Here is a 23,946-nt window from a genome sequence, read left to right on the forward strand (position 1 = left end):
CCCGGGTCTTCGCCCGGGGAAGCGAGCGTGGGGTGCGTGCACACGGCCTGTCGCGTGGCGACTTGGGAATTGCCCGAAACCGACGAGCGCAGCGAGGAGCCCGGCGCACTTTTGCGCCGCGCTGTCGCAGGCGCAACGAAGAGGATAGGTCCGGCTTTAGGACCGTCATCCCCGCAGTGGTACGCGCCGTGAGACAAGAAGAACCTGCGTGAGCCATGCGCAGATAGCGAGCGGCAGGCACAGCCAAACATTTAGCCTCGATTTCGCCGGGTTCTCTCTGTTAAGCTCTCTTTAACACTTCACCCGGTCTGGAGCCGATCTGCCCGATGCCAAGCCAATCCACCGCTGCCCGTATCGGCCAAACCGTCAAGGGCCTTGAAACCACTACCCGTTTCGCTTTGGCCGTGCTCGCGCTGGCCTCCGGCGTTTATACATATCTCGGTGTGCGCGGCCTTCTCGATGGCGACGCCAATTTCGTCTTTTTCGCCGCCATCATCTACTCGGCCGCCGTTTCGGTCGGCATCTATGTCTTCTGGAGCTATATGATGCGGCTTTTGCCGCTGATGCGGGAGATGAGCCAGAGGCTGGTCATGATCGCGGTGATGCTGCTCGGCTCGGTAATGATCATCGCCATGAGTTCCTGGCTCAATGCCGCGGCGCTGGCAGGCTCGGCAGCGCTTGAGCAGCATATGGCGGTAACGCTGGAGGATTTCGCAGGCGATCTCGATCAGGCTCACGCCAATGCGCTTTCGGCCCAATCGCTTCTGCCAGACGTGCAGCGGGCCTCGGAACGGTTTTCTACGCTTGCGGCACAGGAGCGCGATGGCGGCGCGCTCACCGGCGCGGCAGGCGCCGGTTCGGTTGTGCAGCTTTTGAGCCAGATGTCGAGCCAGTTGACGGCGCTTGGCAATTCGATCACCGCCTCGCAAGGGCGCGTCGCCGACCTTTTTGAAACCGGTACCCAGCATCTTGCCGCAATGCGAGAGCTTGTCTCTGCATCCGGGCCTGTGCAACCACGGGCCGACCGCTTTGCCGAAGAACTTGTCAATCTCACCGGCGTCATCGCCGCCTTGCAGGAAACATCGGTGGCGCCCTCGGTCCGCCGGGCAGCGGAAGATTTGTCCCTGGGCTTCATCGCACCGGTCGCAGACGGGCAAAGCGCCTCGCTCGTTTTCCGTCAGGACCAGGCGATGGCCAATATCCGTTCATCGGTTGAAGCTCAGTCCGCAGCACTCGCGCAGGCGGCCGATGAGATTCTGAGCCAACCTGCAGTTGAACCGCGCCGGTTCGTCCCACTTTCCACTGCCGAGGCGGTCCTGCGCTACGCATCGGACTTCCTGCCCTCCTGGGCCGGGGCGATTTCCATTGACCTTCTGCCTGTCGTATTGGTGCTGCTTCTGGCTGTTGCCCATAGCGCCATGCGCCGCGACGCGGCCTCGCTCGATGACGCCGAAAGCCTGACCGCTGCCGATATGATGCGAGCGGTCGCGCTGCACAATCAGATGCTGGCATCAATGCCGCGCGAGCAAAAACAAGTCGAGGAAATCGCAGACGCGCCGGAAGACAATCCGGCCAGAGAGCCAGAGGTCGCCGAAACCGATACCGAGGCGCATGATGGCGGTGAAAGCGAGACCCGCGAGGCCAATGACGACACCGTGACCCCTCTACCGCGGCTTAATCCGCGCAAACGCTCAGATGGCCCCGCACGCTCATGACGCTTTCGGCAAGCCAGCCCACAACGAAAAAGCCATCGATGCGCGCGCGTCTGGCGCAAGTCGATGATGGCGCGATCCTGCGCCTTGCCTTTTTTGCAATGCTGGCGGGCACAATCAGCATTCTGGCCCTCGATTATCTCGAACTCAATCGTGCCGACGCCTTTGTCGATCCCTCCAATATCGCAAACCCGGTCCTGCCGGCGGTCGAGCGGCCCGATATCGATCCGGACAACCCCGCCTATCGGCCGACCGAGCGTGTAACCACACCCGAAACGGTGCTTTCAAGCCCGCTTGAATTGGCACTGGGGCCAGGTGGCACACTCTATCTCACCGGTATGATCGTGCCTGGCAGCGCGGAAAAACTGGCAACAGAGCTGGAGATGCGCGGCGATTATATCGAAACCATCGCGCTCAATTCCCCCGGCGGTTCGGTTGAAGACGCTCTCTCTATGGGCCGCATGATCCGGCAAGCGGGTTTTGCGACAAAAGTTGAAACCGGCAGCCTCTGCGCTTCCTCCTGTCCGCTGCTTCTGGCCAGCGGAACCATCAGAACGACCGATCCTGGCGCCTCGGTCGGCGTGCATCAGATTTACGCTGCGCCCGCAGATACCGCCTCGCTTGCTCCCGCTCAGGCCATGAGCGATGCGCAGTCGACAACCGCGCGTATCGTGCGGCATCTGACCGATATGGACATCGACACCAGACTTTGGGTGCATGCACTGGAAACGCCGCCGAACAGGCTCTATTACCTGACCACCGAGGAAATGGCCGATTACCGCCTGACGTCCCCCTAGAGTGCTTCCAGAGTAAATGGTTTCCATTTATTCGGTTCAAAAGCGCGATAAAATAAAGAGCTGGAGCCGGTGTTTTGATTCAATCAAAACAGAATAGGCTCAGATCGGAAAACCGGCTACCGGCGTTCCGGGCTTGCTCCGCACAAACATTTTAGTTTATCGAAGGCCTGTCACACGTTTTTTGCGCCCGCCTTTCGACCGGACCTGCCCTGCTCATGGATATCACCACACTCGCCATCATCTTTGCCGCCGTTGGCGCTGGCGCAATTTCAAAGGGCGCAACCGGCATGGGAATGCCGCTGATCGCCATTCCGTTCATGACGAGTTTTCTGGGTTTGCAGCAATCGGTAGCCGTTCTGCTGATTCCGATTTTGGTTTCCAATGCCTGGCAGGTCTGGCGCTTTCGCGACCAGCGCACCGACGACCGGATGGCATTTCTCACCCCTATGCTGGCAACTTGCGCTATCGGGGTTGTGGGCGGCACATGGTTTTTGACCGCCGCGCCCGAACGCGGTTTGACCCTAGCGCTTGGAGCGCTCCTGATCGGTTATCTGGTCCTGCGGCTCTCCAAGCCCCACTTTGTCGTCGGCCCACAAGCGGCCATGAAAGGTGCGCTGCCAGCAGGACTGGGGGCAGGACTTCTGCATGGCGCAACCGGCATTTCCGCACCGATCGGTGTGACCTTCATCCATGCCATGCGCTTTGCGCGCGATCCGCATGTCTATGCAGTATCGGCCATGTTCATGATGCTGGCGTTGGTGCAAGCGCCCTCGCTCTGGATTGCAGGCATTTTGACGCCTACCGCGCTCTTGCAGGGCACATTGGCGCTGATCCCGATCGCGATCTTCATGCCCGTCGGCCAATGGTTGGCGTCAAAGCTTTCGCCTGCCGCCTTTGACAAGATGATCCTTATCTTTTTGGGGTTGATCGGCGCAAAGATGCTGCTCGGGCTCTGACATTCGGGCTGTGTAACGCCCAACAAAAAAGGCGGCCCGGAAGCCGCCTTTTCTTTTATCGGATTTGCGCAATCTATCGCTTATGCAACCAGGTTGCGCAGGACGTAATGCAGGATGCCGCCGTGGCGGTAATATTCGAGTTCGTCCAGCGTATCGATGCGCAGCAGGACCGGAACAGCTTCCTTCTTGCCATCGGCAAAAGTGATGTCGAGTTCGAGCGTCTGGCGTGGTTCGATATTGGAAAGGCCCTTGATCGAAACCGTCTCGCTGCCCGTGATGCCAAGGCTCTGCCAGGACGTACCCTCCTCGAACATAAGCGGCAAAACGCCCATGCCAACCAGGTTCGAGCGGTGGATGCGTTCAAAGCTCTGGGCAATGACAGCGCGGACGCCCAGAAGCGTCGTGCCCTTGGCCGCCCAGTCACGCGAGGAGCCGGTGCCATATTCCTTGCCGGCAAAGATCACCAAGGGCGTGCCATTGGCCTTGTACTCCATGGCCGCGTCATAGATCGGGGTCACTTCGCCCGATGGCGATTTGGTGAAGCCGCCCTCAACGCCGTCGAGCATCTGGTTCTTGATGCGGATATTGGCGAAGGTGCCGCGCATCATGACTTCATGGTTGCCGCGGCGGGCACCATAGGAGTTGAAATCGATGGGCTTGACTTGACGCTCGACGAGATACTTGCCGGCCGGCGTTCCGGCCTTGAACGATCCAGCCGGTGAGATGTGGTCGGTGGTGATGGAATCGAGGAAGATCGAGAGCACGCGGGCGTCCTCGATATCGGTGATTGCCTCGGGTTCCATCGTCATGCCCTCGAAATAGGGCGGGTTCTGAACATAAGTCGAGGACGAATTCCACTTATAGGTTTCTCCGCCATCGACCTTGATTTCCTGCCAGCGCTTATCGCCCTTAAAGACGTCGCCATAACGGCGCTTGAACATATCGACCGAAATTGCCGAGCGCAGAACGTCTGCAACTTCCCGAGAGGAGGGCCAGACATCCTTGAGATATACCGGTTGTCCATCCTTGCCCGTGCCGAGCGGCTCGGTGGTGATATCTTTGGTCATCTTGCCAAGCAGCGAATAGGCAACGACCAGTGGCGGCGAGGCCAGATAATTGGCACGGACATCGGGATTGACGCGGCCTTCAAAATTGCGATTGCCCGACAGCACCGAAACGGCGACCAGATCGTTATCGTTGATGCATTTCGAGATGTTTTCATCAAGCGGCCCGGAATTGCCGATGCAGGTCGTGCAGCCATAGCCGACGGTGTTGAAACCCATCGCGTCCAGCTCTTCCTGAAGGCCCGATTTTTCAAGGTATTCGGTCACGACCTGGCTTCCCGGTGCGAGCGAAGTCTTTACCCATGGCTTGGGTTTAAGGCCCAGGGCGCGGGCTTTTTGGGCGACAAGACCGGCAGCGATCAGCACCGAGGGGTTCGATGTGTTGGTGCAGGAGGTGATCGCAGCGATCACGACATCGCCATCGCTGATCCTGTAGTCGGCGCCATTGACCGCATAGCCGGTGTCGGAATCATTGTCCTCGGGGGTGTCGTGGACGCCGGTCGCGCCTTCATCGACATAGCGCGATTCTACCTTGTCAGCGGGGATGTCCTTGGTGTCCTTGCGGCCACCCGTAATCTCCTCGAGCGCCTTGACAAAGGCGGTCGAAGCATCGGTCAGCGCAACGCGGTCCTGCGGGCGCTTGGGGCCAGCGAGCGAGGGCACCACGGTGGCAAGATCAAGCTCGAGCGAATCGGTAAAGATCGGATCTTCATCATTGTCGGCGCGGAACATGCCTTGCGTCTTGGCATAGGCTTCAACCAGCGCAACGCGATCCGGTTCACGGCCCGAATCGTTGAGATATTTGATGGTTTCGCGATCGATTGGGAAAAAGCCGCAGGTTGCGCCATATTCGGGCGCCATGTTGGCAATCGTCGCCTTGTCTTCGAGCGAAAGGTTGGACAGGCCAGCGCCATAAAATTCGACGAACTTGCCCACAACACCCTTTTTGCGCAGCATTTCGGTGACATGGAGCACAAGGTCGGTCGCTGTTGTGCCTTCCGGCAGCTTACCGGTGAATTTGAAGCCTATGACTTCCGGGATCAGCATCGAAATCGGCTGGCCGAGCATGGCTGCTTCCGCCTCGATACCGCCAACACCCCAGCCCAGAACGGCCATGCCGTTGACCATGGTGGTATGGCTGTCGGTGCCGACAAGCGTGTCGGGGTAAGCGACTTCCTCGCCATTTTCCTGCTTGGTCCAGACGGTCTGGGCAAGATATTCGAGGTTCACCTGATGGCAGATGCCGGTTCCGGGAGGCACAACGCGGAAATTTTCAAACGCGGACTGGCCCCAGCGCAAGAATTCATAGCGCTCACCATTACGCTCATACTCGCGTGCCACGTTCTGCTCGAACGCGCCGGGCGTTCCGAAATAGTCCACCATCACCGAATGATCGATGACAAGATCTACGGGCACGAGCGGATTGATCTTTTGCGGGTCGGCGCCAAGTTTCGCTGTCGCGTCGCGCATGGCGGCAAGATCGACGACGGCAGGAACGCCGGTGAAATCCTGCATGAGAACGCGCGCCGGACGATAAGAGATTTCGTGACCGGCCTTACCCTTGTTGTCGAGCCAGGCTTTGACGGCTGTGATGTCCTCTGCCTTGACCGTGCGGCCGTCTTCAAAACGCAAGAGATTTTCCAGAACCACTTTCAGCGAGTGCGGCAGGCGGGAAATGCCTTCCAGCCCGTTCTTTTCAGCCTCGGCGAGCGAATAGATCGTATAGGACTTATTGCCAACGGAAAGTGAGGTTTTGGCGTTAAAGCTGTTGGATGTGTCTGTCACGCGATCCGCCTGTTCTTTATCAAAAGGGTTCAAAGGTACCCCCGCAAACGACCGGACCATTAAACCAGTGCCCATGATCGAAATCGGGCTTGGCCTCCGGGCGCCACCGGGGCAGAGCGAACCGGCCATCGAGTTCTCCTCCCGGCCGGATCAGGTTCGCCTTCTCTATAATGAATCCAGATTACACTTGCCAGTGCTCAATAAGGTTCACTAGGAGTGTTGGCATGGATGCGACACCCCGCCTGCCTCAACTCAGCCTCAGGATCGATAACGTCACGCTAACACGTGGCGAGTTTGATCTGTTCGAGAATCTTTCGGCAATGCTAACGCCGGGCGAGGCACTTGTGCTCAAAGGCGCAAACGGTGCGGGAAAAAGTTCTGCCCTTTTGGCGCTGGCCGGGCAACTTCCGATAAAAAGCGGTGAAATTCAATGGCTTGGCCTCGGAAAAGAAGAGGCCGCGGATAGTCAGATGCACCTGATTGGCCATTTGCCAGCCATCCAGCGCGGGCTGACGGTGAGGGAAAATCTCGCGTTCTGGACCGCACTTTATGACGGTGATGAAGCGATCCTGGACAGCGCCATTGCCGCCGCTGGCCTTTCCGGGCTTGAACACCTTTCCTGTTCAGTGCTCTCGGCCGGGCAAACCCGGCGTCTCGCTTTGGCAAGGCTCGTCGCCATTCCCAGACCGATCTGGCTGCTTGATGAGCCAACGTCCGCCCTCGACGCAGAAGGTAGCCTTTGGGTGGAAACGCTGATCGGTGCCCATTTGGCCGCCGGTGGTCTTGCCGTGATCGCCACGCATCTGGCTCTTGGTATAGAGCGCGAACCGAACGTGAAGGTAAAAACCCTTTCGGAGTTCACCCTATGAAGGGGCTAAAGGCTATCCTTTTGCGTGACTTGCGGTTAGGGCTGCGCCAGGGCGGAGACCTTCTGACTCTTTTACTGCTCTTTATCAGCGTTGGCATTCTCGTGCCCTTCGCTATAGGACCCGATACGCCCCTATTGGCCCGTCTGGCGCCAGCGATTGTCTGGGTGGCTGCCCTGCTGGCCCAGTTGCTGACCCATGACAGGCTGTTTCGTGCCGATTTCGAGGATGGTTCTCTGATCGCCTTTCATCATGCGGCGATCCCGCTTGAAGCGATCGTTCTGGCCAAGCTGGCCATTCACTGGATTTTGACCGGCTTGCCGCTTATGGCCGCGACCCCGTTTCTCGCAGTGATGCTGGGAATGGACATGACAATGCTGGGACGGGCCCTTTTTGCTCTTTTGCTGGGCACGCCCGCCCTCTCGGCCTTTGTTGCCCTGAGCGCTTCGGTAACGGTCGGTCTTAAACGCGGCGGACTTGTCGCACCCGTATTGATCTTGCCGCTGACGCTGCCTGTGCTTATTTTCGGGGCTGGCATGATGGGCGACGATACATTTGGCGCCGCCAGTCAGGCCGGGCTGTTTCTGGCAGCATTGAGTTTGGCAAGCGTCGCGCTGACCCCGTTTGCGGCGGCACTGGCCCTTAGAGTTTCCGGGGAATAGATGAGCGAAGTCAAACAAACCCATAGCGAGCCGGGCTGGTTTACACGCCTGGCGCATCCCGGCCTTTTCCTGGGCTGGTCGCGCCATATCGTGATCCCGCTCGCCGGCTTGAGCACGATCGCTTTTGCCATTGGGCTTTACCTCGCGTTCTGGGGATCGCCCGCCGACTACCAGATGGGCGACACGGTGCGCATGATGTATGTGCATGTGCCGGCGGCTTGGCTGAGCCAGTTTTGCTATGCGCTGATGTTTGCCTCGGCCATCGGCACCCTTGTCTGGCGCCATCCCATGGCAGATGTAAGCCAGAAGGCCGCGGCGCCGCTCGGCGCTCTCTTTACCGCGCTTGCGCTATTTACCGGCGCGCTTTGGGGCCGACCGACCTGGGGCACCTATTGGGAATGGGACGGGCGCATGACCTCAACCCTCGTGCTCTTGCTGATTTATCTGGGCATCATCGCGCTCTGGCGCGCCTTTGACGATCAGCTCAAGGCGGCACGGATTGTTGCCGTCTTCACGCTTATCGGCGCCGTCAATATCCCGATCATCAAGTTCTCGGTCGATTGGTGGCATACCCTGCATCAGCCCGCTTCGGTATTCCGGCTCGATGGTCCGACCATTGCCCCGGAGATCCTGACCCCGTTGCTTGCAATGACGCTGGCCTTTTCCTTGCTGTTCATGTTGCTCCATCTTGTGCGCATGCGTACCGAAGTGCGAAAGCGCCGCGTACGCTCACTTGAACTTGCACAGGCTCGCGCAGCCAAGGGAGCCCGCCCGTGATTGAACTCGGTCAACATTGGGAATTCATTGCACTTGCCTATGGAGGCACCGCCCTGGCGGTGCTTGCAGCCATCGCCTGGACCTGTATCGATGCAGAACGCACCAAGGCGCATCTCAAGGTGCTGGAAGCCGCAAGAGCAGCGCGGGAGACCCGCTGATGGGCAAATGGGGCCGCATCGCCTTGGCACTTGTTCCATTGGCCGTGTTTGGTGGGCTGGTTGGTGTTTTTGCCACGCAGATGGGACGCGATACATCTTATGTGCCATCGGCGCTTTTGAACCAGCCGGTGCCCCAATTTGAACTTGCAGCCGTCGATGGGCTGGACCTGGACGGCTTTTCAACTGCCGATCTGGAAGGTAACGGCGTTAAAATCGTCAATGTCTTTGCAAGCTGGTGCGTGCCCTGCCGCGATGAACATCCTTATCTGATGGATTTGGCCGAGCGCGACGATATCGAAATCTTCGGTATCAATTACGATGACCCCGCCGACAATGCCCGCGCCTTTTTGCGCGAGCTTGGCAACCCCTACGCCCGCGTCGGCGCCGACCGTGACCGGCGCGTTGGCATAGAATGGGGCGTTTACGGCGTTCCCGAGACCTTCGTTGTCAACGCCGAGGGCATCATTACCTTCAAGCATGTCGGCCCGATCACCGCGCAAAGCTATGAGCAACGGTTGCTGCCTGCGATTGCCGAAGCAATCGGGCAGCGGCCTTAAACCAAATCCATCAGGTTTCGGTCTGAGCCGCTTCGGCCGCGGCCTTGACCGGTGAACCGGCGCTTTCCGGTTCGGGCGCATATTTGGTGAGGATCGGCATCTGCGCCATGGCAAAGATCATGGTTATGGGCATGATTCCCCAGACCTTGAATGCTACCCAGAAATCGTCGGAAAAATTACGCCAGACGACCTCGTTCACGAGTGCGAGAAAGAAAAAGAAAATGCCCCAGCGCAGGGTTAAAAGATACCAGCCGCGATCCTTGAGCTTATAGACCTCGCCAAAGACATAGCGCAGAAGCGATTGGCCAAACATAAGCCCGCCCAGGAGCACCGAACCGAACATGACGTTGGTGATTGTCGGCTTGAGCTTGATAAACAGTGCATCCTGAAAATAAAGCGTCATCCCGCCGAACACCAGCACGACAACGCCAGTAACGAGCGGCATTACGGGGATGCGCTTCATGATGATCTTGGACAGAACAAGCGAGATCGTCATGGCGACCATGAAAACCGCCGTGGCAAAAATGATCGACTGGCTGAACCAGGTCTGAAGCACCGGGAAGGTCTGGAGGATGCGCTCGCCTTGCGCATTGACGATAAAAAAGACGACAAGCGGTCCCAGTTCCAGCGCAAGCTTGATGATCTGGGGTCGAAGTTCGTCCCAATTGACCTCTTGGTTCTTGTCAGCCTTCGGTTCGGTTTGTGCCATACCGCTTCTAGTGCTCCCTGTCGGCGCCCGATATTGCGCGAGCGAATTCGCCTGCGGCGAAAGGTTCAAGATCCTCGACGGCCTCGCCAACACCGATAAAGTGTATCGGCAGACCGAACTTGCGCGCAATGGCGACCAGAATGCCGCCGCGCGCCGTGCCATCGAGTTTTGTCATCACAAGACCGGTCACTCCGGCTTTCTGACCGAAAATTTCGACCTGATTAAGAGCGTTCTGGCCTGTTGTTGCATCAAGCGTCAAAAGTGTCGCATGCGGCGCATCTGGATCGCGCTTTTTGATCACGCGAATAATCTTTTCCAGCTCATCCATAAGCTCGGTCCGGTTCTGCAGCCGTCCGGCCGTATCGATGATAACAATATCGGTACCTTCGTCCTGACCTTTTTGCACTGCATCGAAAGCCAGTCCTGACGCATCGGCCCCGGTGGGTCGTGTGAGCACCTCAACCCCGGTCCGCTCACCCCAGACTTGCAACTGCTCCACCGCTGCGGCCCGAAACGTATCGCCCGCCGCCAAAAGCACGGACTTGCCCTCGGCGCGATATTTTGCCGAAAGCTTTCCGATCGTCGTGGTCTTGCCCGAACCATTGACCCCGACCATCAGAATGACGAACGGCTTTTTGGTCTGGTCAATAACCAGCGGCGTAGCCACTGGGCCCAGCACATTTTCGACTTCCCGTGCCAGAATGGCACGGACCTCATCAGGGGCAACGTCCTTGTCGACCTTTTCCGCTCTTAGAGCTTCAACGATCGAGGTTGCGGTATCGATCCCCAGATCGGCGGCAATCAGCGTATCTTCGAGATCGAGAAGCGTATCTTCATCGAGCCTCTTTTTCGTAAAGATCGCGCCAATGGAGTTGGAGAGATTATCCGAGGAGCGCTTCAGGCCTTCGCTCAACCGGGCAAACCAGCCTTTTTTCTCAACGACAGGTTCGACGCCGGCAGTAACTTCAGGGCCATGCTCCTGCTTGTCCCGCACTTCCTGTGGCTGGTCGAGCGGGTTCCAGATATCGCCGGGCACCGGCGGCTCTTGCTCGGGGGGATTGGGATGGCCCGCCTTTACCCATTCGGCCTGCATTTCCGGCGGCGCCGCATCGCGAGGGTCGTGCCCTTCTTGCTCGTGGGACGGTTCAGCATCTTGTCCGGCCTGGCGCCGCGCATCGAGCGCTTCGGGGGCATCGGATTTTTCCTCTGCTGGCGGAGTGCCAAACAGCTTGCTCCAGAACCCTTGCTTTTTGCCACTCTCGCTCATGCAGCCACCTTCTGCTTTTCAGCGACGAGCATATCGGCATCCGCCCGCTCGATACGCACCGGCACGATCTCGCCGGGCTGGCCGAAATCGATCATAACCGGCACAAATTGCTCGGTCCGCCCCATGCCCTCGCGCTCGACAAGAACATTTTCGAGTTGCCCGGCCCTTGATGCGCACAGAGCTTGCAATTGCTTATCGCCCAGCACGCGCAATTGCGCGGCACGCGCCTTTGCCACCCGCTTTGCAACCTGAGGCATCTTTGCCGCTGGCGTGCCTTCGCGCGGAGAAAAGGGGAAAACATGCAGGTAAGTGAGATCCGCCTCGGTAACGAAACGGCATGTATTTTCAAACATGGCGTCGGTTTCGGTTGGAAAACCGGCAATGATATCGGCACCAAAGACCATATCGGGCCGCAAGGCGCGAAGTTTTTGAACGATCCCGAGCGCATCCAACCGGCTATGGCGCCGCTTCATACGCTTCAAAATCATGTCATCGCCAGATTGCAGCGAAAGATGCAGATGCGGCATCAGCCGGCTCTCGCTCGCCACGGCTTCATAGAGCGCGGCGTCCGCTTCAATGGAATCGATCGACGAGATTCTCAATCTTGGCAGATCGGGTACGTGGCGCAAAATCGCTTGCACAAGCGTCCCCAGGCTTGGCGCGCCGGGAAGGTCCGGACCATAGGATGTGATGTCCACGCCCGTCAGAACCACTTCCGCGTAGCCATTGGCCACCAACCGCTTGATCTGGTCGACAACCACCCCCATGGGAACCGAACGGGACGGACCACGCCCGAAGGGAATGATGCAGAACGTGCAGCGATGATCGCAGCCGTTTTGGACCTGGACAAATGCCCTGGCCCTGCCTTCAAGTCCGTCGATAAGATGACCTGCCGTTTCGGTCACGCTCATGATGTCGTTGACCTGAACCTTGTCATTAAGCGGCACGCCAAAGGCGACGGGCCTATAGCTTTCAGCCCTGAGCTTATCATTGTTGCCAATGACCAGATCGACTTCCGCCATATCGCCGAAATCTCTGGCCTGGGTCTGCGCGGCGCAACCCGTAACAATAATCTTGTGGCCCGGATTATCGCGATGCGCCTTGCGGATAGCCTGCTTTGCCTGCCGCACCGCCTCGGCTGTCACCGCACAGGTATTGACAATGATGGCGTCTGTCAGCCCGGACTTTGCCGCTTCGGTCTTTATGACCTCGGACTCATAGGCATTGAGCCGGCAGCCGAATGTTACCGTTTCAATGCTCATGCGGCATCCTCATTCAATAAAGAGGCCGGAATTTCTCCATTGCCATCAAGGGTCCACGGGCCGGTCATGATGATATGATTGTCGCTTTCGCGCCATTCGATATCCAAAGGCCCGCCGGGCAATTCGATCGTCACTTTGCGACCGGAAAGCCCTTTGCGCACAGCGGCAACCCCGGTCGCGCAAGCGGCGGTGCCGCAGGCCAGCGTAAGGCCCGCGCCACGCTCCCACACCTTGACCCTGATCCTCTCAGGCGAAAGCACCTGCGCAAGAGTAATATTGGCGCGCTGGGGGAAAAGCGGATGATTTTCCAAAAGCGGACCAAACCGTTCAAGGTCATGGGCATCGAGATCATCGACCCAAAAGATCGCGTGCGGATTGCCCACATTGACCACCGAGGGCGTATGCAGCACCGGCGCGTCTATTGGCCCAACCTGCAATTCAATGCCGGTTGTATCGGCAAAGGGCTCGGAAAGCGGAATCTGATCCCATTCGAGCCGGGGGACCCCCATATCGACACTCACACTGTCGCCATCGACCCTGCCGATCAAAAGACCGGCATTGGTGCGGATGGTGATATTGTCCTTGCCCATCTCGGCTGCGACATAACCGGCAATGCAGCGGGTGGCGTTACCGCATGCATCGACCTCACCACCCTCGGCATTGTAGATGCGCATAAAGACATCGACACCCGCAACGCTATCGGCTTCCATGACAATGAGTTGATCGCAGCCTATCCCGGTCGTCCGGTCGGCAATTGCGCGCACCTGTTCGCGGCCAAGCGCGATTGCTTCGGCGCGGGCGTCAAGGACAACGAAATCATTGCCCAATCCGTTCATTTTCAAATAGGCGCGCGATGGCCTGTTCATGGTTCAGGGTCCGTAGTTCCTGGCAATCATATCGGGCCTATATGGCGTAGTTTCGTCCCGATTTCCACCTTTGCACGTCAACCTTAATATATGGCCCATGGCTTGTCGCCCGACACAAGCCAAAGACGCCTGCTGTTTGAATCAGCAACCAGGGCAAATATTGCTCGCCAGCGATGATTCAAGTGATGTATATAAACTTGACTATTCGGGTTGCGGCCTTACGGGGGACGGAGGCGCAAAAAAGGCGGAGGGCAGGCGACGCGGCTGGCCTCCGTTTTTTGTTTGCCACAAAGTCTGGTGGCCAGGCGCAATTGACTCGATGGCCTCACCAGCCTATAAGCCGCACCAGATTTGTCATGGTATGACTGATTTTGAGCCACTAGGCTGTCCAAAGAGGCATCCGGTCACCACCCGTCAGCGCGTTGCGCCCGCGGGTGTGTTTTGCATTTGAGCACTTGGTGGCCCATATCACGGTCAGAACCACGGACAAGGAACGAGACGGTTTATGTTTGACTCACTTTCAGATCGCCTGGGCAAGATATTTTCCGGCCTGACCGGACGCGGCGCATTGAGCGAGGCCGATGTTTCGGCAGCGCTGCGCGAAGTACGCCGGGCGCTGATCGAGGCGGACGTCTCGCTCGAAGTGGTCAAGGCCTTTACCGAGCAGGTTGGAGCCCGTGCCATCGGCGCGGAGGTTACGCGCTCGGTCAAGCCCGGCCAGCAAGTTGTCAAGATTGTCCATGACGAACTTGTCGCCGTGCTGGGCGAAGAGGCCAATCCGATCTCGCTCAATGCAGCCGCGCCCGTTCCGATCCTGATGGTGGGCCTGCAAGGTTCGGGCAAGACCACAACCACCGGCAAGATCGCAAAGCGGCTCAAAGACAAGCAGGGCAAGAAGGTTCTGCTTGCATCGCTCGATACCCGCCGCCCGGCGGCCATGGAGCAGCTCCAGACCCTTGGCGCTCAGATTGGCGTCGACACGCTTGAAATCATTGCCGGACAGTCCGCCGTCGACATCGCCAAGCGCGCGCTCAACAGCGCCAGGACCGGCGGCTATGACGTGGTCATGCTCGATACTGCGGGCCGCACCCATATCGATGAAGAGCTGATGGAAGAAACCGCACAGATCAAGGCGGTCTCCAACCCCCACGAAATTCTTCTGGTTGCCGATAGCCTGACCGGTCAGGATGCGGTCAATCTCGCCCGCTCCTTCGATCAGCGCGTGGATATCACCGGCATCGTCCTTACCCGCGTTGACGGCGATGGGCGCGGTGGCGCAGCGCTTTCCATGCGCGCTGCAACTGGCAAACCGATCAAACTGATCGGTGTCGGCGAAAAGATGGATGCGCTGGAGGACTTCCACCCCAAGCGCATTGCCGACCGTATTCTGGGCATGGGCGATATCGTTTCGCTGGTGGAAAAGGCCGCCGCCAACGTCACCGCCGAAGATGCTCAGAAAATGGCCAAGAAGATGAAGAAGGGTCAGTTCGACCTGGACGATCTCATGGGCCAGCTTCAGCAGATGAAGAAAATGGGCGGCATGGCATCGCTGATGAAGATGATGCCCGGCATGGGCAATCTGGCCAAGAGCCTGCCCGATGGCCGTACCGATGACAAGATCTTTGACCGTCAGGTTGCGATCATCCAATCGATGACCAAAAAGGAACGCGCCAAACCCGACCTGCTCAATGCTTCACGCCGCAAGCGCATTGCGAAGGGTGCCGGCGTCGAAGTTTCAGAAATCAACAAGCTCATCAAGATGCACCGTCAGATGGCGGACATGATGAAAAAGGTCTCTCGCGGCGGTGCGGGCGGGCTCGCCAATATGTTCGGCGGCATGGGCAAGTCCATGATGGGTGGTTCCATGCCGGATATGGACCCGGCCCAACTTGAGCAAATGGCAAAGCAGATGGGCGCAGATCCCGCAAAGCTGCCTGACGATTTTTCCAAGCTTGCCAAGAGCGCTGGCAGCGGTTCACCCGCCCTGCCCGGACTTGGCAGCGCGAAATTCCCGGGACTCCCGGGATTGCCCGGTTTGCCGGGCAGAAAAAAATAGCCCCTTATCAACTTTGAATATCTAAGAGAAAGACTGAAAGACTATGGCAATCAAAATCCGCCTTGCACGCGCAGGCTCCAAAAAGCGCCCCTATTACCACGTCGTTGTTGCCGACGTCCGCGCCCCGCGCGACGGCCGTATCATCGAGCGCATCGGCTCTTACAATCCCATGCTCGAAAAGGGTGACGAAAAGCGCGTCATTCTTGACACCGAGCGCGCCGAGTACTGGATCAAGACCGGCGCTCAGCCCACCGATCGCGTCGAACGCTTCCTCGATGCCGCTGGCCTGCTCAAGCGCGAGGCCCGCAACAACCCCAACAAGGCCAAGCCCGGCGCCAAGGCGCTCGAGCGCGCCGAGGAAAAGCGCGCTGCACAAGAAGCTGCCAACGCTCCCGCTGAAGAGCCGGTCGCTGAACAAGCGCCTGCAACCGAAGAAACGGCTGCCGAATAAGCCCGCTTTGGTGCGTGCCCGGTTCTCTGGGCAAAGAATCTGGGCCTCGGCACATTCTGTCGCCGGGGCCTTTTTGCTTTCCGCCCAGCCAAAGACCGCGGACTTGAGACCATGACCAAAACACCGATTCTGCTTGGCAAGATTGGCGCCGCCCACGGCATAAAGGGTGAGGTGCGGATCACCTCATATACTGAGGATCCGCTTGCAATTGCCAATTATGGCGTCCTCGATACAGACCGGCCCGGCCTGAGTGTGAAGATAACCAGGGCTCGCCAGGCCAAGTCGGTTCTGATTGCAAGCCTTGAGGGCATCACCGACCGCAATGGGGCCGAAAAGCTCAACGGCGTTTCTCTCTACATCGACCGCGCCCGGCTCGATGAGCCCGAAGAGGATGAATTTTATCATACCGATCTGATTGGCCTGGAGGTACGTCAACCCGACGAGACGGTTCTGGGCACGATTACGGCGGTTGCAAATTTCGGCGCCGACGATCTGCTGGACATCCGGCTCAAAGAGAACGGGAAGTCCGTCTTTCTGCCGTTTACCAAGGCAGTCGTGCCACGGGTTGATGTTAGAAAGGGCTTCGTGATCGCCATCCCGCCTCAAGGCTGGCTCGAGGATACTCCGCGCGACCCTGAGGAAACCGATCCCGAGGACACGCCATGAGTTGGCGCGCCTCTGTCATAACGCTGTTTCCTGAATTGTTTCCTGGCCCACTTGGCGCCTCGGTGATCGGCAGAGGGCTTGATAATGGCGCATGGGCGCTGGACACCCATAATCTGCGCGACTTTGCCCAGGACCGGCACCGCACGGTTGACGATACGCCTGCCGGGGGCGGCGCAGGCATGGTGCTCAAACCCGACATTTTGGCCGATGCAATCGATTTTGCCGCCCCAACCGATGACGAGCGGCCCAGAATCGTCATGAGCCCGCGCGGCATGCCCCTAACCCAACAAAGGGTACGCGAACTGGCGCAAGGCCCCGGCGCTCTTATCATCTGCGGCCGGTTCGAGGGTATCGACCAGCGCGTGATCGAAGCGCGCAATCTTCAAGAAATTTCCATCGGTGATTACGTTCTGGCCGGGGGCGAGGTTGCAGCAATGGTGCTGCTTGAAGCTGTCGTCCGCCTCTTGCCTGGCGTTCTGGGCGCCGCCGAAAGCCACGCTGACGAAAGCTTTGAAGACGGGCTTCTCGAATATCCGCAATATACGCGCCCGCAAAGCTTTGAAGGGCTTGAAATTCCTTCGGTTCTGACATCGGGCGATCACGGCAGGGTGGCAAAATGGCGCCGCGAGCAGGCAGAGGCGCTAACCAGAACACGGCGTCCTGATCTCTGGGCCGCCTTTGGCAAGGAAAACCCCTAGACTCTTGGGGGTTTCCCGTGTATAGCGCCCTCGACTTTACGGACACCAAATGTCCGAACCGTCCAACGAAGACCGGGCATCAAAAGATGCTCCTGCGAAAAGATAGAACGGAACTTTCAAAATGAACATTATTCAGCAGCTCGAAAAAGAGCATACAGAGGCCCTTGTTGCCAAGCGTCCGATCCCCGAATTCTCCCATGGCGATACCGTCAAGGTTTGGGTCAAGATCCGCGAAGGCGAAAAAGAGCGTCTTCAGGCCTATGAAGGCGTCGTGATCGCCCGCACCGGCGGTGGCCTGATGGAAAGCTTCACTGTCCGCAAGATTTCCTACGGCGAAGGCGTGGAACGTGTTTTCCCCGTCCTGTCCCCGATGATCGATCGCATCGAAGTTCTAAAGCGCGGTAAAGTCCGTCGCGCAAAGCTCTACTACCTGCGCGATCGTCGCGGTAAATCGGCGCGCATCTTTGACTCGACCAATGCACGCACCAAGCGCATCGAAGCCGATGAGCGTCAGGCCGCAGCAGACGCCAAGGCCGCTCGCGAGGCAGAAAAGATCGCAGCAGCCCAGGCACTTGCAGCCGAGGTCGCAGCGCAGGAAGCAGCCGAAAAGGCCGCCGCCGAAGCTGCTGCAGCCGAGGCCAAGGCCGCGGAAGCACCCGCCGAAGAAGCAAAGGGCGAATAAGCGCTTCCGTCTTTTTCGGACCAGTTTTAAAGCCCGGCCATGCGCGCCGGGCTTTTTTTGTTTGCCGCAACGGTTTTATTGGCCCTGCTCTCATGACATTCTGACCCAGACTAAATCATGACCCAAGGCACTTTATGCCCGTTGAAAATCACATCGCCAAACCCATTCCCGTCACGGTCCTCCCACAATCGGGGCGCTTGCCAGCGCAAGATCGTGGCAACACGATTTCCAAGCTCTTGACGACAAAACATCGCGTTGACGCGCAATGAGCGATGTCTATCGCCCAAGCAAGGCCCATATGGCGTTGGGTTCCGATTTTTTCGACGAGGTGATCCCAGCCGTTTTTCCGCAAACCACCCTTCGCTTCCGCAACCAGGCTTGGGCGGAGCGTGTAGGGCTCGGCGATATGTCAGAGCAGGACTGGATCGCCCATTTCGCGAAATTCGAGTCGCTTGCCGGCTCGCTCGAACATCCACTGGCCCTGCGTTATCACGGTCACCAGTTTGGTGCGTATAATCCCGATCTGGGCGATGGCCGAGGCTTTCTTTTTGGCCAGCTTTTCGATCCCAGGGATGATCGGCTGCTCGATCTTGGCACCAAGGGCTCGGGTACGACACCATGGTCGCGCGGCGGCGATGGCCGGCTGACGCTCAAGGGCGGCATACGCGAAATTCTTGCCAGCGAACTGCTCGAAGCGTTTGGCGTCAACACCTCAAAAAGCTTCTCGCTTGTTGAAACCGGCGAGGCTTTGGAGCGTGGTGACGAACCATCCCCCACGCGATCGTCTGTTTTGGTGCGGCTCTCCCATTCACATATTCGGATCGGCACGTTCCAGCGTTTGGCATTTCTTGAAGACACCGAAAATCTGCAAAAGCTGACCGACTATGCGATTGCCCACTACTATCGCCATCTCGACGATCAAGGTAGTGATGAACGCGTCGCAGGCTTTCTCGGTGCAGTGGTTGACGCCGTAGCGCAAACCGGCGCGCAAATGATAGCGGCCGGCTTCGTGCATGGGGTGCTCAATACCGACAACATCAACATCACCGGTGAGTGTTTCGATTACGGCCCCTGGCGTTTTCTGCCCCATTACGATCCACTCTTTACCGCGGCCTATTTCGATACAGCCGGGCGCTATGCCTTTGGGCGCCAACCTGATGCCTTGGCCTGGTCGCTTACGCGCCTGGCAGAATGTCTGGTGCCGATAAGCACCGTTGAATTGCTTGAACCCCAGCTCAACCGCTTCTGGCCTCATTTTCAGACCGCGCTTGGGCAGGCCGTTCTAAACCGCCTTGGCCTTCTGCCGAGAGATCCCGAAGCCGATCATAGCTTCGTTTCTGCTTTTTTTGCCTTCATGGGTGCAGTCAAACCGGCCTATGAACAGGTGTTTTTCGATCTTTTTGGCGGACTGGACAACAATACGCGTATGTCCGCCAGCCCGCAGGCGGGTCTGTATCGTAGCGACGATTTTGCCGATCTTGGAAATGCACTTTCCCATTATGAGCGCAACCCGCAAGCAGCCCTGCATGACCCATATTTCACCAGCGAAGCGCCATGCACAATGTTGATCGAGCAGGTCGAGGCGCTTTGGAGCCCGATTGCAGAGCGTGATGACTGGTCGCTTTTTGAAAGCACGCTCAAACAAATAAGAGCCATGGCGCGCGCAAATGCGCATCTGCATAAAAGCGATGCAAAATCACCTTGAAGTGACTGGTCCGGCCCTCCGATTGGATTTACAACTTTGCGCCATGACACGCCTTGCTACCCGATTTGCTGTCCTGTTGCGCCCCGTCCTTGCCGGTCTCGCGCTGGTAACGGGTATAAGCACAGCCGCAGCACTCGAGATTCGGACAGGGCCATCGGCCGTCATTGAACTTTTTACGAGCCAAGGCTGCTCATCTTGCCCACCTGCCGATGCTCTTTTGACACAATTGGGTACACGCGGCGATGTCGTAGCGCTGGCCTATCACGTGGATTATTGGGACTATATTGGCTGGGAAGATACCTTTGCCTTGCCTGGAAACGGCCAATTGCAGCGCGCCTACGCCCAGGCCTGGGGCAAAGGCCGCATCTATACCCCGCAAATGGTGATAAACGGGCAGCGGGGGATCGCGGGCACCTATAGCAGCGAAATTCGGGCTCTGGTGCGCTCAACCACCCTTCCGCTCGATCTGCAAGTGCGTGAATTCAACGACGGCACCCTCACCCTTTCCATGGAGGGTTCACCCCGCCACCAGGATGCGGTGGTCTGGCTCGTAACCTTCAAGGGCAGTGCCGAAGTTACCATTGATCGCGGCGAGAATTCGGGCCACACCATGGCCTATTCCCATATCGTCACCAGTCGGCAGGCCATCGGCATGTGGACATCTTCAGATGGCCTCGACATGCGCATCCCACTTGAAGAAGCCCTTGGGCCAGAAAACGACGGTGCGGCGATTTTGGTACAGGAAAAGCATGGCGAACTGCCCGGTCCAATTCTTGGCGCGGTGGCGATCACCCGCAACTAAGCGTGTCCAGCAAAAGCATGCCCTTGGACTTGATCCGAGGGTGGACACGGTTTTCCGGTTCGGACGCGAGAAAAATCAAAGTCCTGGATCAAATCTGCGATTCAATGAAAAACAGATTTGATCTAGGCCAGCTTTCAATTGTTTCGATGCGTTGAGGATCGAAACGCACAGAGCTCAGGCCATTTCAGCGAATATGGACCTTCTGCCAAAAAGAAAAACCTCCCGTCGACAAATCGACAGGAGGACGAAAATACGTAAATGGAGGTCAGGGTGCCCCTCCAAAAGGAGGGGCAAGAGTGGCCAGCCGACCGGGATCAAGGTTTGGGGGCTGAATGATCCCGGCGGCGGGCCACTGGAGGCAATGAAGATAAGCTAGGCGCGCAATTGGGCAACCAAAGGGACAGAATGTGGCTCAAATGCGTTGTTTTAGAGGAATGTTCAGGTCACTGCAGCTTTGCAGTTGAGGGGTTGCACTTGGCAACGAACAACGCAATCATTGTTACACATGTGTGACGAGAGGATTTGCTCTTGAGCGAAAATGCAGGTTCGGGCGGCTCCAGCCAGAGCTTAAGCACCACCATCCGCACAAGCGGCTCACCGCCAGGCGCGCGCCACGCAGGACCGGTGAGTTTCGATCGACATGAACTGGCGCAGATTCTCAATGTTTACGGAAAGAAGGTCGCAAGCGGGGAATGGCGCGATTACGCCATGGACATGCTGCGCGAGCGCGCGTTGTTTTCCATCTATCAGCGCGCCTCGGAACGCCCGCTGTTTGTGATTGAAAAAAATCCCAAGCTGGCGCGCAAGCAAGGTCAGTTTATGGTCTATGGCACCGATGGCCGCATCCTCAAGCGCGGCCACGATCTGGCAAACGTGCTGCGCATTCTCGACCCCCATCTCTACGTCGTTCGATGACGAACCCATAACAGCGCTTTGGGACGGGAGCACAAAAAAGGCCGCGGAACATCCGCGGCCTTTGTCTGTCCATGCTAACGGAAAACCTATTCGCGATTGCCGAACAGGCGCAGCAGCATCAGGAACAGGTTGATGAAGTCCAGATAAAGCGTCAGCGCGCCCATGATGGCGAGCTTGCCCAGGCCTTCCTGGCCGATATTTTCCGCATAGGCTTCCTTGATCTTCTGGGTATCAAAAGCGGTGAGGCCCAGGAAAATCAGAACGCCGATCGCCGAGATGGCGAAATCGAGCGCTGAACTTTGCAGGAAGATATTGACGACCATTGCGATGATAAGGCCGATCAGACCCATGAATAGAAACGCGCCAATCGAAGTCAGGTCGCGCTTTGTCGTATAGCCATAAAGGCTCATGGAACCGAACATCGCTGCGGCGATGAAGAAGACCTTCGCAATCGAACCGCCTGTATAAACAAGGAAGATCGAGGAAAGCGAAATGCCCATCACTGCCGCAAAGGCCCAGAACACCATCTGCGCGGTGGCAAAGCTCATCTTGTTGATGCCAAAGCTCAATGCCAGAATGAAGGCAAATGGCGACAGCATAACAACCCATTGCAGCGGGCTTCCATAAAGCGCGACGCCGAGCTGGGTCAACATCACGCCATTGCCTAGCTGAGCAACGGCCTGGCTGGGATCGTTTGTTGCCGTAAGCATCGAAAGCGCGAGCGCCACAATGCCGGTCACGGCAAGACCGATTCCCATATAATTGTAAACGCGCAACATGTGCGCGCGCAGGCCCTCGTCGATTGCGGCGGCTGTGCCGACACGTCCGGCGACGGTCTGACGGTCATATTCTGCCATTGTTTTTCCATCCTCGCTTAGAACAAAACACTGGGGCCAAAGACGAAATCATCTCAGGCCGGTTGGGTGACAATATGGAGACGGGCCATCAAAATTACAAGAAAAACCGGTCTGGAAACCACCAGTTGGAATTGGCGCGTCCAATTTTGATACGCTCGCTACAGCCAAGCTGTGCTAGGCTTTGATTCGCGAAGGCAATTTCGGCCAGTGCAGAGTATTTATGCACAATCGGAATGCGTGGAAATTAGCGCGAAGGGAGATGGCTCATGCCCAGGCTTTTCACAGGTCTTGAGATCCCCCCGGACATCGCTTTTGCGCTCTCCTTGAAGCGGGGTGGATTGCAAGGCGCGCGCTGGATCGATCCGGAAAACTACCATATCACCTTGCGCTATATCGGCGATGTCGACCATCGGACCGCCGAGGAGATCTTTGAAAGCCTGGAACGGCTCGACACCTTTGAGCCCTTTGAGATCACACTTTCTCATCTCGGCGTTTTCGGCGGCACCAAACCGCGCGCACTTTATGCCGGTGCCGAGGCCTGTCCCGATCTGAGCCGCCTGCAGCAAAGCCAGGAGCGGCTTTTGCAACGGATCGGGCTTCAACCCGACGGGCGCAAATTCGTACCTCATGTGACATTGGCGCGATTGCGGGACACGGGGGCCCATGAGGTGGCGCGCCATATTGCCCAATCCGGCCAATTCATGCCCCTGCGCTTTTCCGTTCATCGCTTTGTTCTGTTTTCCAGCCGCGATTCGATCGGCGGCGGCCCCTATCTGGTTGAGCAGAGTTTCCCCCTCGCCGCCTGAAATCGTGGAATTTTTGGCCGAAATGTTTGCGCTTGACGCCAAAAGCTGGCATTTGGCCTCTCCACATCACTCTTGCGCGGACAGTTGATACCAATCATGGCACAGACACACGCTCCACGACTGGCCTTTGTCATCCCAGCCTATAACGAGGAAAAACTCATAGGCCAGTGCCTTGAGGCGATTGGGCGCGAACTGGACCGCTCCAAGGTCGCGGCCGAAGTGGTCGTGGTCAACAATGCCTCGGTGGATCGCACAGCCGAAATCGCAGCGAGCTACGATTTCGTAAAGGTTGTCGATGAGACAAAGAAAGGGCTCGTTCACGCCCGCAACGCTGGCTTTAACGCCACCACGGCCGAACTTGTCGCCAATATCGACGCCGATACCATGCTGCCTGAAGGCTGGATCGACACCGTTATTGCCGAGTTCGAAAAGGACGATCAACTTGTCGCTCTTTCCGGCCCCTATCACTATTATGACCTGCCGATGCACAAGCGCGCGCTCGTCAAGATTTTTTATGGCGCCTCCTATCTGATCTATCTGATCAATCGCTTTGTGCTCAAGGTCGGCTCCATGATCCAGGGCGGCAATTTCGTTTTCACCCGGACGGCATGGACAAAGGCGGGCGGGTACGATCTCTCGATCACCTTTTATGGCGAAGACACCGATATTGCGGTCAGACTTTCCAGGATTGGCAAGGTCAAGTGGACCTTTGGACTGCCCATGCTGACCTCTGGCCGCCGGCTTGCCGAGGAGGGCGTGTTCCGCACCGGTTGGATCTATGTGGTCAACTTTTTCTGGGTGACGTTTTTCGGCAAGCCCCGTACCGCCGAATATTCCGATGTCCGGCCCGATGCGGAAAAGAAGAAATAA

Annotated in this window: 24 protein-coding genes; 18 read left to right on the forward strand and 6 right to left on the reverse strand. The window is 57.8% G+C overall.

What is annotated here, in order from left to right; genetic code table 11:
• Positions 1–326 precede the first annotated feature (326 nt).
• The 3 genes from EO133_RS12590 to EO133_RS12600 all read left to right on the forward strand — a co-directional run bounded on the left by EO133_RS12590 (position 327) and on the right by EO133_RS12600 (position 3,465).
• Positions 327–1,715, forward strand: a complete 1,389-nt coding sequence (locus EO133_RS12590) for a hypothetical protein (protein ID WP_127073009.1) — start codon at positions 327–329, stop codon at positions 1,713–1,715.
• Positions 1,712–2,509: a COG3904 family protein gene (locus EO133_RS12595; RefSeq protein ID WP_127073010.1), complete on the forward strand. Its 798-nt coding sequence runs from the start codon at positions 1,712–1,714 to the stop codon at positions 2,507–2,509. Before EO133_RS12590 ends, EO133_RS12595 begins: the two co-directional genes overlap by 4 nt.
• A 215-nt stretch (positions 2,510–2,724) precedes the next feature.
• On the forward strand, positions 2,725–3,465 hold the full coding sequence (locus EO133_RS12600; RefSeq protein ID WP_127073011.1) for a sulfite exporter TauE/SafE family protein: 741 nt from the start codon (positions 2,725–2,727) through the stop codon (positions 3,463–3,465).
• A gap of 80 nt (positions 3,466–3,545) precedes the next feature.
• Here the strand turns inward: EO133_RS12600 and acnA are convergent, their stop codons facing one another.
• Entirely contained in the window at positions 3,546–6,314 is a 2,769-nt protein-coding gene (gene acnA / locus EO133_RS12605; protein ID WP_127073012.1) for an aconitate hydratase AcnA, read from the reverse strand.
• Positions 6,315–6,538: 224 nt separating this feature from the next.
• Between acnA and ccmA the strand changes: the two genes are divergently transcribed.
• From ccmA to EO133_RS12630, 5 genes are read left to right on the forward strand one after another with little or no spacing between them, the layout of a single operon-like run.
• Positions 6,539–7,183 (forward strand): heme ABC exporter ATP-binding protein CcmA, encoded by a 645-nt coding sequence (gene ccmA, locus EO133_RS12610; protein ID WP_127073013.1) that lies wholly within the window; start codon positions 6,539–6,541, stop codon positions 7,181–7,183.
• Positions 7,180–7,842 carry a heme exporter protein CcmB gene (gene ccmB / locus EO133_RS12615; protein WP_127073014.1) on the forward strand — a complete coding sequence of 221 codons (663 nt, stop codon included), beginning with the start codon at positions 7,180–7,182 and terminating at the stop codon, positions 7,840–7,842. The genes ccmA and ccmB overlap by 4 nt, the downstream gene beginning before the upstream one ends.
• The gene (locus EO133_RS12620; protein WP_127073015.1) at positions 7,843–8,619 is read left to right on the forward strand and encodes a heme ABC transporter permease; all 777 of its coding nucleotides are present in this window, start codon (positions 7,843–7,845) and stop codon (positions 8,617–8,619) included. It abuts the gene before it with no gap.
• Positions 8,616–8,777, forward strand: a complete 162-nt coding sequence (gene ccmD, locus EO133_RS12625; RefSeq protein WP_127073016.1) for a heme exporter protein CcmD — start codon at positions 8,616–8,618, stop codon at positions 8,775–8,777. The genes EO133_RS12620 and ccmD overlap by 4 nt, the downstream gene beginning before the upstream one ends.
• Positions 8,777–9,334 (forward strand): DsbE family thiol:disulfide interchange protein, encoded by a 558-nt coding sequence (locus tag EO133_RS12630; protein WP_127073017.1) that lies wholly within the window; start codon positions 8,777–8,779, stop codon positions 9,332–9,334. Before ccmD ends, EO133_RS12630 begins: the two co-directional genes overlap by 1 nt.
• 10 nt (positions 9,335–9,344) lie before the next feature.
• On the opposite strand, the gene EO133_RS12635 is transcribed toward EO133_RS12630, so the two are convergent.
• Genes EO133_RS12635 through dapF form a run of 4 tightly spaced genes read right to left on the reverse strand, consistent with a single transcriptional unit; the run spans position 9,345 to position 13,438 of the window.
• A complete protein-coding gene (locus tag EO133_RS12635; RefSeq protein WP_127073018.1) occupies positions 9,345–10,043 on the reverse strand; it encodes a septation protein A in 699 nt (232 codons plus the stop codon).
• A gap of 7 nt (positions 10,044–10,050) precedes the next feature.
• On the reverse strand, positions 10,051–11,310 hold the full coding sequence (gene ftsY, locus EO133_RS12640) for a signal recognition particle-docking protein FtsY (RefSeq protein ID WP_127073019.1): 1,260 nt from the start codon (positions 11,308–11,310) through the stop codon (positions 10,051–10,053).
• On the reverse strand, positions 11,307–12,572 hold the full coding sequence (gene mtaB / locus EO133_RS12645) for a tRNA (N(6)-L-threonylcarbamoyladenosine(37)-C(2))-methylthiotransferase MtaB (protein WP_127073020.1): 1,266 nt from the start codon (positions 12,570–12,572) through the stop codon (positions 11,307–11,309). The genes ftsY and mtaB overlap by 4 nt, the downstream gene beginning before the upstream one ends.
• Complete coding sequence (dapF, locus tag EO133_RS12650) at positions 12,569–13,438, reverse strand: diaminopimelate epimerase (RefSeq protein ID WP_206513515.1); 870 nt, start codon at positions 13,436–13,438, stop codon at positions 12,569–12,571. Before dapF ends, mtaB begins: the two co-directional genes overlap by 4 nt.
• Positions 13,439–13,943: 505 nt before the next feature.
• Between dapF and ffh the strand changes: the two genes are divergently transcribed.
• The 8 genes from ffh to EO133_RS12690 all read left to right on the forward strand — a co-directional run bounded on the left by ffh (position 13,944) and on the right by EO133_RS12690 (position 21,413).
• On the forward strand, positions 13,944–15,494 hold the full coding sequence (ffh, locus tag EO133_RS12655; protein ID WP_127073021.1) for a signal recognition particle protein: 1,551 nt from the start codon (positions 13,944–13,946) through the stop codon (positions 15,492–15,494).
• 43 nt (positions 15,495–15,537) lie between these two features.
• Positions 15,538–15,945 carry a 30S ribosomal protein S16 gene (rpsP, locus tag EO133_RS12660; protein ID WP_127073022.1) on the forward strand — a complete coding sequence of 136 codons (408 nt, stop codon included), beginning with the start codon at positions 15,538–15,540 and terminating at the stop codon, positions 15,943–15,945.
• 111 nt (positions 15,946–16,056) lie between these two features.
• The gene (gene rimM, locus EO133_RS12665) at positions 16,057–16,611 is read left to right on the forward strand and encodes a ribosome maturation factor RimM (RefSeq protein WP_127073023.1); all 555 of its coding nucleotides are present in this window, start codon (positions 16,057–16,059) and stop codon (positions 16,609–16,611) included.
• Complete coding sequence (gene trmD, locus EO133_RS12670; protein WP_127073024.1) at positions 16,608–17,309, forward strand: tRNA (guanosine(37)-N1)-methyltransferase TrmD; 702 nt, start codon at positions 16,608–16,610, stop codon at positions 17,307–17,309. Before rimM ends, trmD begins: the two co-directional genes overlap by 4 nt.
• Positions 17,310–17,430: 121 nt before the next feature.
• Complete coding sequence (rplS, locus tag EO133_RS12675) at positions 17,431–17,991, forward strand: 50S ribosomal protein L19 (RefSeq protein ID WP_127073025.1); 561 nt, start codon at positions 17,431–17,433, stop codon at positions 17,989–17,991.
• Between the two features lie 265 nt (positions 17,992–18,256).
• The gene (locus EO133_RS12680; protein WP_127073026.1) at positions 18,257–19,696 is read left to right on the forward strand and encodes a protein adenylyltransferase SelO; all 1,440 of its coding nucleotides are present in this window, start codon (positions 18,257–18,259) and stop codon (positions 19,694–19,696) included.
• 43 nt (positions 19,697–19,739) lie between these two features.
• Positions 19,740–20,498: a DUF1223 domain-containing protein gene (locus EO133_RS12685; protein WP_127073027.1), complete on the forward strand. Its 759-nt coding sequence runs from the start codon at positions 19,740–19,742 to the stop codon at positions 20,496–20,498.
• Positions 20,499–21,026: 528 nt separating this feature from the next.
• Positions 21,027–21,413 (forward strand): DUF2794 domain-containing protein, encoded by a 387-nt coding sequence (locus EO133_RS12690; RefSeq protein WP_371870880.1) that lies wholly within the window; start codon positions 21,027–21,029, stop codon positions 21,411–21,413.
• A gap of 86 nt (positions 21,414–21,499) precedes the next feature.
• On the opposite strand, the gene EO133_RS12695 is transcribed toward EO133_RS12690, so the two are convergent.
• A complete protein-coding gene (locus EO133_RS12695) occupies positions 21,500–22,270 on the reverse strand; it encodes a Bax inhibitor-1/YccA family protein (protein ID WP_127073029.1) in 771 nt (256 codons plus the stop codon).
• A 266-nt stretch (positions 22,271–22,536) separates the two neighbouring features.
• Between EO133_RS12695 and thpR the strand changes: the two genes are divergently transcribed.
• Together thpR and EO133_RS12705 are read left to right on the forward strand one after the other, a co-directional pair.
• Complete coding sequence (gene thpR, locus EO133_RS12700; RefSeq protein WP_127073030.1) at positions 22,537–23,076, forward strand: RNA 2',3'-cyclic phosphodiesterase; 540 nt, start codon at positions 22,537–22,539, stop codon at positions 23,074–23,076.
• 96 nt (positions 23,077–23,172) lie between these two features.
• Positions 23,173–23,946: a glycosyltransferase family 2 protein gene (locus tag EO133_RS12705; RefSeq protein WP_127073031.1), complete on the forward strand. Its 774-nt coding sequence runs from the start codon at positions 23,173–23,175 to the stop codon at positions 23,944–23,946.

Origin of the sequence: Pelagibacterium lentulum, assembly GCF_003992625.1 — a bacterium.
Taxonomy (GTDB): Bacteria; Pseudomonadota; Alphaproteobacteria; order Rhizobiales; family Devosiaceae; genus Pelagibacterium; species Pelagibacterium lentulum.

Excerpts from the sequence above, each read along its gene's own strand:
- EO133_RS12595 (WP_127073010.1), top strand. The coding sequence starts at position 1,712 with ATGACGCTTTCGGCAAGCCAGCCCACAACGAAAAAGCCATCGATGCGC.
- trmD (WP_127073024.1), top strand. The coding sequence starts at position 16,608 with ATGAGTTGGCGCGCCTCTGTCATAACGCTGTTTCCTGAATTGTTTCCT.
- ccmA (WP_127073013.1), top strand. The coding sequence starts at position 6,539 with ATGGATGCGACACCCCGCCTGCCTCAACTCAGCCTCAGGATCGATAAC.
- EO133_RS12680 (WP_127073026.1), top strand. The coding sequence starts at position 18,257 with ATGAGCGATGTCTATCGCCCAAGCAAGGCCCATATGGCGTTGGGTTCC.
- EO133_RS12695 (WP_127073029.1), bottom strand. The coding sequence starts at position 22,270 with ATGGCAGAATATGACCGTCAGACCGTCGCCGGACGTGTCGGCACAGCC.
- EO133_RS12600 (WP_127073011.1), top strand. The coding sequence starts at position 2,725 with ATGGATATCACCACACTCGCCATCATCTTTGCCGCCGTTGGCGCTGGC.
- ffh (WP_127073021.1), top strand. The coding sequence starts at position 13,944 with ATGTTTGACTCACTTTCAGATCGCCTGGGCAAGATATTTTCCGGCCTG.
- EO133_RS12630 (WP_127073017.1), top strand. The coding sequence starts at position 8,777 with ATGGGCAAATGGGGCCGCATCGCCTTGGCACTTGTTCCATTGGCCGTG.
- EO133_RS12620 (WP_127073015.1), top strand. The coding sequence starts at position 7,843 with ATGAGCGAAGTCAAACAAACCCATAGCGAGCCGGGCTGGTTTACACGC.
- dapF (WP_206513515.1), bottom strand. The coding sequence starts at position 13,438 with ATGAACAGGCCATCGCGCGCCTATTTGAAAATGAACGGATTGGGCAAT.
- rimM (WP_127073023.1), top strand. The coding sequence starts at position 16,057 with ATGACCAAAACACCGATTCTGCTTGGCAAGATTGGCGCCGCCCACGGC.
- rplS (WP_127073025.1), top strand. The coding sequence starts at position 17,431 with ATGAACATTATTCAGCAGCTCGAAAAAGAGCATACAGAGGCCCTTGTT.
- EO133_RS12590 (WP_127073009.1), top strand. The coding sequence starts at position 327 with ATGCCAAGCCAATCCACCGCTGCCCGTATCGGCCAAACCGTCAAGGGC.
- ccmB (WP_127073014.1), top strand. The coding sequence starts at position 7,180 with ATGAAGGGGCTAAAGGCTATCCTTTTGCGTGACTTGCGGTTAGGGCTG.
- EO133_RS12685 (WP_127073027.1), top strand. The coding sequence starts at position 19,740 with ATGACACGCCTTGCTACCCGATTTGCTGTCCTGTTGCGCCCCGTCCTT.
- EO133_RS12635 (WP_127073018.1), bottom strand. The coding sequence starts at position 10,043 with ATGGCACAAACCGAACCGAAGGCTGACAAGAACCAAGAGGTCAATTGG.
- rpsP (WP_127073022.1), top strand. The coding sequence starts at position 15,538 with ATGGCAATCAAAATCCGCCTTGCACGCGCAGGCTCCAAAAAGCGCCCC.
- ftsY (WP_127073019.1), bottom strand. The coding sequence starts at position 11,310 with ATGAGCGAGAGTGGCAAAAAGCAAGGGTTCTGGAGCAAGCTGTTTGGC.
- mtaB (WP_127073020.1), bottom strand. The coding sequence starts at position 12,572 with ATGAGCATTGAAACGGTAACATTCGGCTGCCGGCTCAATGCCTATGAG.
- EO133_RS12705 (WP_127073031.1), top strand. The coding sequence starts at position 23,173 with ATGGCACAGACACACGCTCCACGACTGGCCTTTGTCATCCCAGCCTAT.
- thpR (WP_127073030.1), top strand. The coding sequence starts at position 22,537 with ATGCCCAGGCTTTTCACAGGTCTTGAGATCCCCCCGGACATCGCTTTT.